General features: G+C 36.7%; 12 protein-coding genes and 1 pseudogene. 12 read left to right on the top strand and 1 reads right to left on the bottom strand.

Going from position 1 to position 13,596, the window contains the following annotated elements:
* Positions 1-16 precede the first annotated feature (16 nt).
* Positions 17-760, bottom strand: a complete 744-nt coding sequence (locus D1953_RS00620) for a DUF4397 domain-containing protein (protein ID WP_119115219.1) — start codon at positions 758-760, stop codon at positions 17-19.
* Positions 761-871: 111 nt separating this feature from the next.
* Here D1953_RS00620 and msrA point away from each other — a divergent pair, with 111 nt between their 5' ends.
* The 12 genes and pseudogenes from msrA (at position 872) to D1953_RS00555 (ending at position 13,496) form a co-directional block, all read left to right on the top strand.
* Positions 872-1,408 (top strand): peptide-methionine (S)-S-oxide reductase MsrA, encoded by a 537-nt coding sequence (gene msrA / locus D1953_RS00615; RefSeq protein ID WP_119115218.1) that lies wholly within the window; start codon positions 872-874, stop codon positions 1,406-1,408.
* Positions 1,405-1,830 carry a peptide-methionine (R)-S-oxide reductase MsrB gene (msrB, locus tag D1953_RS00610; RefSeq protein ID WP_119115217.1) on the top strand — a complete coding sequence of 142 codons (426 nt, stop codon included), beginning with the start codon at positions 1,405-1,407 and terminating at the stop codon, positions 1,828-1,830. The genes msrA and msrB overlap by 4 nt, the downstream gene beginning before the upstream one ends.
* A 379-nt stretch (positions 1,831-2,209) precedes the next feature.
* Positions 2,210-2,296 (top strand): annotated as a pseudogene (locus tag D1953_RS22120) (YjcZ family sporulation protein); the annotation flags it as partial.
* A 200-nt stretch (positions 2,297-2,496) separates the two neighbouring features.
* Positions 2,497-3,471 carry a S66 family peptidase gene (locus D1953_RS00600; RefSeq protein ID WP_119115215.1) on the top strand — a complete coding sequence of 325 codons (975 nt, stop codon included), beginning with the start codon at positions 2,497-2,499 and terminating at the stop codon, positions 3,469-3,471.
* Positions 3,472-3,567: 96 nt separating this feature from the next.
* Positions 3,568-3,894, top strand: a complete 327-nt coding sequence (locus tag D1953_RS00595) for a hypothetical protein (protein WP_119115214.1) — start codon at positions 3,568-3,570, stop codon at positions 3,892-3,894.
* 549 nt (positions 3,895-4,443) lie between these two features.
* Entirely contained in the window at positions 4,444-6,405 is a 1,962-nt protein-coding gene (locus tag D1953_RS00585) for a transporter substrate-binding domain-containing protein (RefSeq protein ID WP_119115212.1), read from the top strand.
* Positions 6,406-7,782: a sigma-54-dependent transcriptional regulator gene (locus D1953_RS00580; protein WP_119115211.1), complete on the top strand. Its 1,377-nt coding sequence runs from the start codon at positions 6,406-6,408 to the stop codon at positions 7,780-7,782.
* A gap of 168 nt (positions 7,783-7,950) precedes the next feature.
* Complete coding sequence (locus tag D1953_RS00575; protein ID WP_119115210.1) at positions 7,951-9,051, top strand: ABC transporter ATP-binding protein; 1,101 nt, start codon at positions 7,951-7,953, stop codon at positions 9,049-9,051.
* Complete coding sequence (locus D1953_RS00570) at positions 9,015-9,962, top strand: ABC transporter permease (RefSeq protein ID WP_119115209.1); 948 nt, start codon at positions 9,015-9,017, stop codon at positions 9,960-9,962. Before D1953_RS00575 ends, D1953_RS00570 begins: the two co-directional genes overlap by 37 nt.
* A complete protein-coding gene (locus D1953_RS00565; protein WP_119115208.1) occupies positions 9,962-10,756 on the top strand; it encodes an ABC transporter permease in 795 nt (264 codons plus the stop codon). Before D1953_RS00570 ends, D1953_RS00565 begins: the two co-directional genes overlap by 1 nt.
* Before the next feature lie 127 nt (positions 10,757-10,883).
* Positions 10,884-11,981 carry a polyamine ABC transporter substrate-binding protein gene (locus D1953_RS00560; RefSeq protein WP_119115207.1) on the top strand — a complete coding sequence of 366 codons (1,098 nt, stop codon included), beginning with the start codon at positions 10,884-10,886 and terminating at the stop codon, positions 11,979-11,981.
* Between the two features lie 174 nt (positions 11,982-12,155).
* Entirely contained in the window at positions 12,156-13,496 is a 1,341-nt protein-coding gene (locus D1953_RS00555) for an aspartate aminotransferase family protein (RefSeq protein WP_119115206.1), read from the top strand.
* Positions 13,497-13,596 lie beyond the last annotated feature (100 nt).

Here is a 13,596-nt window from a genome sequence, read left to right as displayed (position 1 = left end):
TGCTATGTTTAGTGTTCTAAGGTGTAAGAGAAATAACTGCTAATTCAGCCGCTTTATTATTTGTGCTGACAATATAGAAAGATGTGGCTTGATTGACTGGAAAGTGAGTCTTTGGCAAGGAACGAATGAGCTCTTTTGTTCCAGTTGGTCGAATTTCAAGGTCGACTTTGATAGGATAGACAGGTAAGTATGAGCTTGCGTGTTCGGATGTAAGTTGATTGAAAACAATATCACCATTTTTCACAGCAATGTCTACTGCTTCGATATCAGAGGCTAGATGAACAAAGCGAAACGCTGCTTCACCACTAGGGACAGCTGGAGAATCTTTTAGCGTAACAAGTTTTACTTCTTTTGGTCTTTTGGCAATTGCCTCGGTATAATATTGATTGGCTTCTAGTTTTAGCATTTGGCTAGCAATGGTAGAGGTTGTTGTTCCTTCAGGATATATATCAATTTGATACGTTCCAGCTGGCAAGGACAAATAGTCACTCGCGTTTTTGTAAGCGAAGTTTTGTAGAATCCGCATTTCATTTACATATACATCAACAGCAGGTATGCTGGGAGAGACATGGAACAGTCGAAGGTGTGCAAATTTTTTTGTTTGTCTAACATATATAAGTGGTATTGCTTTTGTAATACTTTGCAAATGCTTATGATAATAATAATCATGAAGCTTTGGGTTGCTATATTTATAAAAGTGAGATAAGAGATCGTATTTCGCAGCTTTTTGTAAGTAATGATTGTGGGATTCATAGTTCATGCCAATCACCCCTTAGTTTTTGCTCATCATGCTATTAGCATATGGCAAGATGCTTGGGCAGTTGTCTAGTTTTGAACTATAGGGAATATTTAAAGGATGGAGGACAATGAAATGGAAGAAAATTTTGAGCAGGCGACGTTTGCAGGAGGCTGTTTTTGGTGTATGGTAAAGCCATTTGATGAGCAGCCAGGGATTGTTTCTGTCTTATCTGGGTATACCGGTGGCACAACGGAAAATCCAACCTATCAAGAAGTATGTAGTGAAACGACAGGACATTATGAAGCTGTGCAAATTACATATGATCCAGCTGTTTTTCCATATGAAAGACTAGTGGAACTATTTTGGCAGCAAATTGATCCAACGGATGCAGGCGGTCAATTTTATGATCGTGGTTCATCATATCAAACAGCTATTTTTTATCATACTGAGGAACAACGGCGTATTGCACAAGCTTCAAAAGAGCGCTTGAATGAAAGCGGACGTTTCTCATTGCCGATTGTTACACCGATTTTGCCAGCAAAAGAATTTTATCCAGCCGAGGAATATCATCAGCATTATTATAAAAAGGAACCGCAAAGATATCAGGCTTATCAAATCGGATCTGGTCGTAAAGCATTTCAAGAGCGATATTGGAGGGATAAAAAATGAATCAAGAAGATTTGAAGAAAAGATTAACACCAATGCAGTATGAAGTGACACAAAATAATGGCACAGAACCGGCTTTTCATAATGAATATTGGAATGTAAAAGAAGAAGGACTGTATGTGGATATTGTTTCTGGAAAGCCATTGTTTACGTCAAAGGATAAATACGATTCTGGTTGCGGCTGGCCGAGTTTTACAAAACCGCTTGAGGAAGAAGAAATTGAGGAACGGCTTGATACAAGCTACGGAATGCGCCGCGTAGAAGTACGTTCGAAAACGGCTGATTCTCATCTTGGACATGTGTTTCCTGATGGACCTGGACCAAGAGGTTTGAGATATTGTATTAATTCAGCAGCACTTAAATTCATTCCTGTTGCTGATTTAGAGAAAGAAGGATACGGCTCTTATAAAAAATATTTTGAGTGAAATAAAAGAGGACATTGGTAAGGAAATTGATTATATTGCATAAAGAAAAGAAGGTCATCATTCATGATCTTCTTTTCTTTATGAAGCGGACATGTTCAGCTATATTTTTAAAACAGTTTTAGTATTGGATTCCTAAAGAAAGTGTATCTGGAAGCTTAATCATTCTGTTACTTAAAGGGTGTTTTTTTATTGTTTTTGTACAGGGCACTTTTTCAATCAGCGCAGGAAAATAAAAAAAATGGGCGTTTGCACAGACCGAGGCGGGCGATATTACATATTGTAAGGTGTACAGTGAATTCGAAAAAAGGATAGGAGTGAAATGTTTATGTACGGAGGATATGGATATGGTGGATACGGCTGCGGTGGATACGGTTATGGTGGTGTTGGTTTTGGCGGCGGATTCGCGTTAATCGTCGTTTTATTCATTTTATTAATCATCATCGGAGCTTCATTTACTTGCTGCTAAGGTAAAACTAAAACCAGTCTTCACACGAAGGCTGGTTTTCTATTGGTTTTTATTTGGCTATGTAAATACTGTTTATTAACAGCATTATTTGACGGATTCTATGTCGAAGTGAAATTGATTCATTTCCCGATATCATTGTTCAGATAAGCACTTTCTGCTACAATAACGTAATGATGTGATTTACTAGGGAGGAAAAAGAAATGAAACCTTCACGTTTACAAGCTGGGGATGAGATTCGTGTGATAGCCCCTTCTCGCAGTCTAGCGATTGTGAAAGGAGATCAACGAAAGCTAGCTGAGGAACGATTAACAGAACTTGGATTTCGAGTTACATATGGAGATACAGCGCTCGTGCATGATGATTTTTTCTCCAATTCTATTGAAGACCGTGTGGCAGATTTACATGCGGCCTTTAAAGACCCGAATGTAAAAGGAGTTTTTGCAGGAATCGGTGGCTATAATGCAAATCAATTGCTTAGGTATTTAGATTATGATTTAATTAAAGCTAATCCAAAAGTGATTTGTGGGTATAGTGATATTACAGCAATCTTGCTTGCTATTTATGAGAAGACAGGTTTAACAACTTATGTGGGCCCTTATTTCTCTTCATTTGGCATGCGAGTAGGTCTTGATTATACGATCGATTATTTTAAAAAGGCAGTCATGGAAGACGGCGATTTCGAGTTAAAGCAAAGTGAAACATGGAGCGATGATTCTTGGCATCTTGAACAAGAAGATCATAATTTTTATCCAAATCACGGCTACATGATCATTCAAGAAGGAGAAGCAGAAGGCTCCATAATCGGTGGGAACTTATGTACAATCAATCTTCTTCAAGGTACGGGATATATGCCATCATTAGAAAATCGTATTCTCTTTATTGAAGATGATGAGGAAAGCCATCCGTTTAGCTTTGATCGCGATTTACAATCCTTACTGCATCAACCGGCTGCTGCAGGAATCAAAGGGATTATTATCGGGCGTTTTCAAAAAGAATCCGGTATGACGGATTATGCACTTCATGAGATCATTGCAACGAAACAAGAATTAAAAGGTATTCCGGTAATTGCTAATGCAAATTTTGGACATACTACTCCGTTTGCTACGATTCCAATTGGGGCTAAAGCCTCATTATCTGTTAAAAATGGTTCTGCAATTGTAAAAGTATTTGCTTAAATAGTAGGAATAATTAGGTAATGAAAAGCTTACTGTCCCATTGTTAGGTTTTTCTGCTATAATACAAAGAGATTTTAAATTAGAAAAGGTGATTATGTGTTATTAACAGTTCCTGCGTCGAAACGTTTAGAAAAAGCTTTGGCGGAATACAATAAAAAAGGTCGAGTAACTCATACTTGTTTCGTATGCCAACAAGATACTTCTAACGGTGATGAAACAAATATGAATTATTACAAATTAGGTACGAAAAACGTTTGCTTATCATGCCTTCCAAAGGTGTTGCGTCATTCATCTTTAAAAGAGTATGAATATGTACATACAGCTGTCATTGATCAACCTACTTTTTATAAAAAAGTATTGGCTGTTTTAAAAGATGAGCAGTTTTTAAGCGATGTTCGTGAAAACAAATTGACTGAAGAATAATTGCTATATAAAGACTGTTTTAAGTTTTACAATGGTGAATATACTTCATGAATATGCAGAGCGGCTTGCAGCTTGCTTATTTCATTATTGTCGATAATGAAATAAGATGGGCTACAAGCCGTTTTTGTTTGCAAGAACAACTCTATGTTCTAAGTAAGTTTATTACATTCACGAGCCAAAATGATATTTTCTGTGAAAATTTTTATAAAGTGGAATTTATTATTCTTTATATTAGGGAGTTATAACGGTTTATAAAAATCTATTAAAATTATTTTGAAATTATGGAAAACCGCCTTTTGATGTTATAATATTACAATAATTAACAAAAAAGGTTTTTTGTTTTAGTGGACAACTATGTTTAGGCGAAGTTGCTAAATATTTAAGCATTACTCAAACAACCGCAATCAAATGTAATAAACTCCTATATAGTCATAGATATTTGATGAAGAGAATCTATTAGATTTTTTAATAGGCTGTGTTAAACAACTTCCTATAACAGAGCCCAATCATTAAAACAGAAGGGAGAGGGCAGGGATTAGAAATTATGTATTGAAAATAGTATTTCTTTTTTTATTAGCTATTTTTTTGCAAGGAATAGGCAGCATCTCATCAGGATTTGCGGAAGAGAAAGTGTATAAAATTGCAGCGGAACCAAAACTGCCTCCTTTCTCATATATCAATGAAAATGGAGTACTAACGGGTCTTAGCATTGATTTAATGGAACAAATAGCGGAACAGCATAGGCTTTCTTTTGAATATATTCCTATGAATATAGAAGATGCTGAAAAAGCTCTAGAGGAAGGTAAGATTGATGCAATTGCAGGTATGGTGTATAGACCTAGTAAGGATTGGAAATTTGATTTTTCTACTTCCTATTTTACAATGTCTGACTCTATTGTAATTCCGAAGGAAAGTGAAAATCAGATTAAAGGAATCGAAGACTTAGAAAACCGCCAAGTTGTAGTAGAGGGTCATACATCTATGTATGAAAACATTTTAAATATGAGGACCACTAATGTATTATTGGAGGACAATCAGTATACAGCTCTTCAGAGTTTGATTGAGGGAAGAGCTGATCTTTTTATAGGAAATAAGTGGACAGCAACTGCTTATTTGAAGGAGTTAGGGAGAGAAGATTCCTTTACTATTCTAGATGATGTCATGAATAGTTCTGATTATACTGTAGTTGTACAAGAGGAAAATGACTCTTTGCTACTTGCCTTTAACCAAAGTATTACTATGCTAGAGGCGAAAGGAGAGCTTAATAAACTTATTAATAAATGGACGGTGCCTAAGGATTTAGCGGAAATTGCTAGGTTAGAAACGTTTATTTATTTGCTAGTGAGTGTATTGATTATTGTAGCTATTGTCCTACTCATAATTTATATGTGGAATCAGAGATTAAAAGAAGCTGTACATATCCAGACGAGTAAACTTCGTCAACTTAATGAAAGTTTACAAGAAACACAACAAATTATAGCTGATAGTAACGCCTTTAAGGACCTAATTTTAAATAATATTGATACAGGTATTGTGACCTTTAATGTTGATTTAAAGATTACGAGTTGCAATGCAAGCGCTGTACATATGTTAAACCTATCGAATGATACACCTTTTAGTCTTCAAAACCCACCGCTTCTAAAACAGTTATTTGATCATTATCATTCAAAAGAATCGGGTGTTCAGGTACTTGAATGGAATGAGCAAGGTCAAAAAAAAGTGATCTATTATCGTATACTGCAAATATATAATTCTCGGGAACAACAGACAGGTTATTTATTGTCTATGAATGATGAAACGGAAAAGAAGAATCTAGAACAAAAATTGTTCACACAAGAAAAACTGCATGCACTTGGTCAGCTTGTTGCTGGAGTTGCTCATGAAATTCGCAATCCTTTAACGTCGATTAAAATGTTTATTGACATGCTTCCAAGTAAATATCATCTCCCTGAATTTAGAAGGCTAATAACGGAACATGTACCTTCTGAAGTAAATCGGTTAAATACAATCGTAACAGATTTGGTTGAATACGCACGTCCACGGCCTTCTAATAAACAGAAGTATACGCTAGAGGAAATGGCTTCTTTATTATCATTTATTCAAGTTACGATGGATAAAAATCAAATTAGTCTTGAGAAAAAGGTGGAAGATAATTTAGTTTTTTATATTGATCCACAACAAATTCGTCAAGTCATGATTAATTTACTATTAAATGCAGTGGATGCTGTAGCCGAGAAAGAGGAAAAGAAGATTACGATTACTGTGAAAAAGATAAATGAGGAAATCGGCAGCGTGATGATTTCCGATACAGGAAAAGGAATGAGCTCAGAAGAATTACATCATATTTTAGAACCTTTTTATACAAGCAAAGAAAAGGGCGTAGGCTTAGGGTTAACTTTAACTTACAATCTTATAAAAGAGAATAAGGGAGAACTGCATATCGCGAGCCAGCCGAATAAAGGGTCGACATTTACTATATTGTTACCGCTGTATCAAAAGGAGGCCTCCTAAATGAAACCTACTGTACTTATTATTGATGATGAATTGGCTATATGTGATTCACTTCGATTTGCACTAGAAGATGATTATTATATTCAAACGACAACGAATCCACAAGAAGGCTTAGCGAAAGTTCGACAAGATATGATTGATATTGTTCTATTAGATCTTCGGATAGGCAGTATAAATGGGCTGGATATTTTGAAAGAAATTAAGCAGCAGGTACCGTCTACTACAGTGATTATGATGACTGCCTATGCTTCGATTGAATCTTCGATTGAGGCGATCAAACAAGGGGCCTATTACTATATTGAAAAGCCTATTAATATAGAGGAACTTTATTTATTACTGAGCAGGGCTGTTGAATATAAGCAGCTATCTAATAAGGTAGAAACGTTGCATGAAGAGTTAGAACAGCGGCGCGGCTATAATCAATTTTTAGGTAAGAGTAAAGCAATGCAACATGTTTTTTCAATCATTGATCGTATAAAAGATATTGATTCGAGTGTACTTATTTTAGGAGAAAGCGGTACAGGAAAAGAGCTTGTTGCTAGAAGTATTCATAATACAGGGAAACGTAAAAACGGTCCACTTGAAATTGTCAATTGTGGTGCGATTCCTGAAGCGCTGCTTGAATCAGAATTGTTTGGATATGAAAAAGGAGCATTTACAGGAGCGACGCAGCGAAAAGAAGGAAAATGGGTAGCGGCAAATGGAGGAACGCTTTTTTTAGATGAAATTAGTGAGATGCCGCTTCCGCTTCAGGTGAAATTATTACGTGTTCTTCAAGAGCGTGAATTGACCCCCTTAGGTTCTAATAAAAAAATTGCATTGGATGTACGAATTGTAAGTGCTGCTAATAAAAATTTAGAACAGATGGTGCAGGAAGGAAAATTTCGTGAAGATTTATATTTTCGTCTTAATGTTATTCCTTTATCTATTCCACCTTTACGTGAAAGAAAGGAAGACCTACCATTACTGATTGAGTACTTTTTGGAAAAATATTGTCTGGAAATGAATCGTGCAAAGAAAACGTTTTCTAGAGCAGCCTATCAATTGCTACTAGAGTATGGGTATCCCGGAAATGTACGTGAGCTTGGAAATATTATCGAATATTCCGTTGCTTTATCGATAAATGATGAAATTACGGAAATGGAGCTGCCGCTTTCTGTTCAAACACAGCGCTCTGCGTTTACTGCACCGTCTAATCGTGATAATCAATTACAACTTCCCATTGGTATGACGATGAAGGAAGTGGAGAAAGAAGTGATTGCTGCAACGCTTCAGCATTGTGGGGGGCATCGACAAAAAACAGCACAAGTTCTTCAAATTTCGGAGAGAAGCTTACGAGATAAAATCAATGCTTATAATCTTAAGGAGAAAAAATAGTTAACAGGAAAAAATTGCCTATTAACCGGCAAATTTTTCCTGTTTTTATTTTGATATATGCTTGATTATGTTGAAAACGCATACAATGGCGTTATTTTAAGGTTGGCACAAGTCTTGCATTAATAATAGTTAAACAAAAGCTGTTATTTTAAAAAGGAGGTACAGTTTATGCAGGCCACCCAAAATGATGTACAAATTAAAGGAGCTTTTAAACAGTTCGGATCAAGTGTTGTGCTAAATGGAATCGATTTAGAGGTCAAACAGGGGGAATTACTGACACTTTTAGGACCTTCTGGTTGTGGAAAAACAACGACTTTAAATTTAATAGCAGGATTTCTTGAAGCCGATGCCGGTGAGGTGTTTATTAAAGGAAAAAATGTAACAAAAGTGCCGCCTTACAAACGTGATTTAGGAATGGTTTTTCAAACGTATTCTCTTTTTCCTCATATGACTGTTTATGAAAATCTTAGCTTTGGTTTAAAGCTGCGTAAAGTTCCAAAGGCAGATCAAGAAGCAAAGATTTCTCGTGCGCTGAAGCTTGTGAAAATGTTAGGGTTAGAACATCGTTATCCGCGTGAATTATCAGGTGGACAACGTCAACGTGTAGCTATTGCCCGTGCACTAGTGGTTGAGCCTGAATTGTTATTGTTAGATGAGCCACTATCTAACTTAGATGCGAAATTACGCCACGAATTACGTGTAGAGATAAAGCGTTTACAAAAAGAAATCGGTGTCACAACCATCTTTGTTACGCATGATCAAGAGGAAGCGCTTTCGATGTCTGATCGAGTAGTTGTAATGAATGGTGGGAAAATAGAGCAAATTAGCTCTCCAACCGATATTTATAATCATCCAAATACAGAGTTTGTCTTCAATTTTATTGGAAAAGCAAATTCTTTTGAAGGGAAAGTGACAGCCGTAGATCGTCAACAAATCACTGTAAAGATGGATCAAGATATTACACATGTTGATGTGAAAAATATAATGGGTATCGATCGTGCGTGTGCTGTTGGGGATGAAGTAAAATTATATATTCGACCAGAAAAGATTCATATTGTTTCAAAAGAAGAAGTGGGACAAGCCTTCATCGAACTTCATAAAGCGAAAGTGACACAAATTAACTACTTGGGCACGTCGTGGGAAATTGATGTGAATATGTTGGGGAAATCAATTCAAATTTTGACATCTGATTACAATTCTACATGGCAAGTAGGAAGTGAGGTGTACGTTGGATGGAACCCATCAGAAATTATGTTAATGAAGAAGTAAAAAATCAGCCGCCTATTGTAGATGTACCAAAAAGAGTAAAAAAGAGAAAGAAAAAGAAAACTTGGGTACCAGGTCTTCTCCTTCTTACCCCTATCCTATTGTTTGTCTTTGGTTTCTTTATTGTTCCAATGCTGTATATTTTATATTTGAGTTTTATAGTAACGGATGATGTGGGAGCTACAGACGCTGTGTATAGTTTTCAAAATTATATTCAATTCTTTACGGATAGCTATTATTTATCTTCTTTATGGATAACGGTGAAAATCAGTCTATATACAGTAGGACTTTGTTTATTCCTTGCTTATCCAGTAGCATTAACAATGGCGAAAAGTTCACCGCGTGTTCGGGGTTATATTGCTTTATTAATAGCTTCTCCTTTGTTAGTAAGTATTGTTGTACGTAATTTTGGTTGGTATTTGTTATTACTGCCAAATGGAACGATTAATCAATTACTGATTGACCTTGGACTCATTACTGCGCCGCTTGAGCTCCTGTTTTCTGAGATAGGTGTTATCATTGGTCTATCTAATGCGTATTTACCATTTATGATTTTAGCCATTGCGACAAGTTTATATAATATTGATCCATCTTTGGAGAAGGCGAGTGCTATTCTTGGAGCAAGCCCATTACGTAACTTCTTTTCTGTTACACTTCCATTAAGCTTGCCGGGAATCGTTTCCGGTTGTGTATTGGTATTTAGCTTGTCAATGAGTTCTTATGTAACGCCGGCTCTTATGGGAGGCGCTAATGTTCCAATGATGCCAGTTGTTGCCTATGATCAAATTAATAATTTACTTCGATGGACGTTTGGTTCAGCCATTTCGTATGTGTTATTAGCAACAACATTGATTACAGTTATTGCAGTTACACGTGGTTTTGAATTAAGTAAGTTTAAGGAGGTATTCCGATAATGAAGTATTTAGGGAAAATTCGTTTAGGAGTGGCTGTCATCAGTATTATTTATATACTTATTCCACTCATTGTTATTATCCCAGCCTCCTTTACAAGTGCGAACTATCCAAGCTTTCCAGCACAAGGATTTTCGTTTCAGTGGTACACGATGCTTTTGGATCGTCCAGAGTTTATCGAAGCCTTATGGAATAGTGTGAAATTTGCTGTATTAGCTGCTTTTTTCTCTGTTTTATTCGGAACATTGGGTGCGCTAGCTCTTGCGAAGTATGATATTCCAGGAAAATCGTATATTACATCCATTTTGACTGCACCACTAAGTGTGCCGCAGTTAGTGTTAGGGATTGCTTTACTAATTTACTTTACACCGATGATGTTATCTGGTACATCAACAGGCTTTCTAATCGCCCATACTGTCATTTGTATTCCGTATGTGATTCGCCTTGTTCTAACAGGGTTGAGCGGGTTTGATTACAATCTTGAACGAGCGGCTGCCATTCTAGGGGCGGGCCCTGCTACGGTATTTTGGAAAGTAACGCTGCCATTAATTCGCCCAGCGATTATCTCAGGTGGACTATTTGCATTTTTAACATCATTTGATAATGTAACAATCTCTCTATTTATGGTTTCATCGGATATGCGTACACTTCCGATTGAAATTTTCTCTCAGATGCAAGATTCCTATAATCCATTGGTGGCATCGGTTTCTAGTGTCGTCATCTTTATCTCTGTGATTTTGATTGTAATTTTAGAAAAATTACAAGGAGTAGGAAAAGCATTTGGCGGTTCTCATTAATTTTGTGATGAGAAGGCATGTATTAGTTTAGATGAAAATGGCGAATAAACAGCGCTGTTTCATATAGCTCCAATCATAAAAGACAGGATGTTCAAAATGAATATGAAAATCAGGAGGATTATTAAACATGAAAAAAATAATGAGCTTATGTATTGTTCTGCTACTACTTGCAATGACTGCTTGCTCACCTAGTGCACCGAAATCTAATCAAGCAAGTACATCGAGTAAGGAGAGCAATAAACAGATTACGATAGCAGGAAATGGCGGGAAAATTGAAAAAGTCATTCGCGAGGAAATTGCTCCTAAGTTTGAAGCAGAAACAGGGATTAAAGTAAATTATCTAGCAGGTTTATCAGGTGAAATTTTATCTAAACTAGAATTACAGAAAAACGCTCCAAAAATTGATATTGCGCTATTTGTGCCACTTGATGTATACCGTGCTAATGAAAAAGGGTTGATTGATTCAGTTGATGAAACGAGTGTTCCTAATCTAAAAAATTTAGATTCTAAATATGTAGCATTTGAGAATCTGACTACTCCAGCATTTGGACTTGTTATTGCTCCTGCTTATAATACGAAGACGTTTGAACAGAATGGGATCAAACCAATTGAATCATGGAATGATTTAGCTCGAGCTGATTATAAAGGAAAAACAGCTTTTGCCGATATTTCAAATGACTGGGGCTTTAATACATTATACTCGCTTGCTTTAGCAAACGGAGGTAACGAGGATAATCTTGAACCAGGATTAAAAAAGGCAAAGGAACTAGCTGGATATTCGGCTACTTTTTATAAAAATTCGACACAAATGATGCCAGCTTTACAGCAGGGAGCGGCTGATGTGACAGTAATGGGAAGTTATGTAACGGCTGATTTGGCTGTGAATTCAGGTGTGCCGTTAAAAATGGTTGTACCAAAAGAAGGCGTATATATGAATGCATTTAATGCAGGGTTGGTGAAGAACACGCCTAATAAAGAAGCTGCTATCAAATTTATTAACTACTTAATTAGTGAAGAAGCTCAAAAAGCGACTGCTGATCAAGGATTCTATCCAGTTGTTCAAGGAATAAGTATTCCAGAAAAATATGAAGAAGTAATAGGATTAAAAGATACTGATAAAATATATACATTTGATATTAAGAAGCTAGCAGAATCTCGTGCTGAATGGACGGATCGTTGGTCTAAGGAAGTTACACCACAGTTAGGAACATTAGTGAAAAAGTAGAGTTATAGAAATCTGTTAATTTTCGGCTCATTTCAGCATAACTGAAATGAGCCGAAAATCGTTTTATCAATATCTATTTTTAAAATCTTAAATCTTTCACTTTTTTGTAAGATTTAAAGAGACTGTTCATATACTGTAAAGTAACCAATCATTCTCTAAGCGGGGGTGAAGTGTGTGAAACGGTCTTCCTTAATTAAGCCTGTTCTTGGCGGTGTTTATCCAATGATTAGTCATGGAAAGGGTATTTTTTTGTATGATCAAACAGGCAAGGATTATTTAGATGCTTCTTCAGGTGCAGTAACTGCGAATATCGGTCACGGCGTACAAAAAATTAATGAGGCGATGCTGAAGCAGGCGAGCGAGGTTTCCTATGTGTATCGTTCTCAGTTTACGAGTGAAGCGGCTGAGCAATTGGCAGATAAAATTGCTTCATTAACAAAAGGGGATTTACAATACAGTTTCTTTGTCAATAGCGGCTCTGAGGCAACGGAAACGGCTTTGAAAATTGCAATTCAATATTGGCAGGAGCAAAATAAACCACAAAAACAAAAAATTATTTCGAGATGGATGAGCTATCACGGTATTACGCTAGGTGCGTTATCGATGTCGGGTCACCCTATTCGTCGTGAACGCTTTTCGACGTTATTAGAATCTTATCCAACGATATCTCCTCCATATTATTATCGTTGTCCATACAATGTTGATGATTATACGTATGGACAAATGTGCGCCAATGAATTAGAGACGGCTATACGCCGCATTGGAGCTGATCAAATTGCTGCTTTTATTGCTGAACCGATTATCGGTGCGGCTGGTGCGGCCATTGTGCCGCCGGATGGCTATTGGGAGAGATTAAAACAAATTTGTGTAGAACATGATATTTTATTTATTGCGGATGAAGTGATGACAGGCTTTGGTCGGACAGGAAAAATACTTGCGTCTAAACATTGGGGAGTGGAGCCGGATATTGTGACATTTGGAAAGGGGATGAGCGGCGGGTATACACCGATTGCTGCTACGGTAATGACGGATAAAGTAATGGAGCCGATTATGAAAGGCTCAAAATTAATTATTGGCGGTCACACATTGAGTGCGAATCCCCTTTCTTGTGCAGTTTCTTTGGCAGTACTTAATTATATAGAAAAGCATAATCTTGCAGACCGAGCAGCCGAAACAGGCGCTTATTTAATAAAGCAGTTACAAGCACGACAAGAACGCTTTTCCTTCATAGGGGATGTTCGGGGAAAGGGACTGTTAATTGGAATAGAATTTGTTCAAAATCAACAAACGAAGGAGCCGCTGCCTAAACGTATAGATGCGACAAACGAAATAATTAAGCTTGGTATGCAGCATGGAATTATTGTTTATCCGGCTGCTGCAGGGTTAGACGGGGTCACAGGAGCAGCCATCATTATTGCTCCGCCATTAACGATTTCACTTGGAGAATGCGATGAGTTGTTATCTCGATTAGATCAAGTATTTTATGCTTTTCGAGCGAAATTAGCAAGGGAATGAGGAGTAACTGTCTTTTTTTTCATGATAATCTCGAAATCCATTGTATAATTGATGTATAATATAATGGAATAAATCAGTCTTCATCTTTAATACGTATTGT

Source organism: Peribacillus asahii, assembly GCF_003570725.1.
Classification (GTDB): domain Bacteria; phylum Bacillota; class Bacilli; order Bacillales; family DSM-1321; genus Peribacillus; species Peribacillus asahii.
This window is presented reverse-complemented; position numbering and strand designations above follow the sequence as displayed.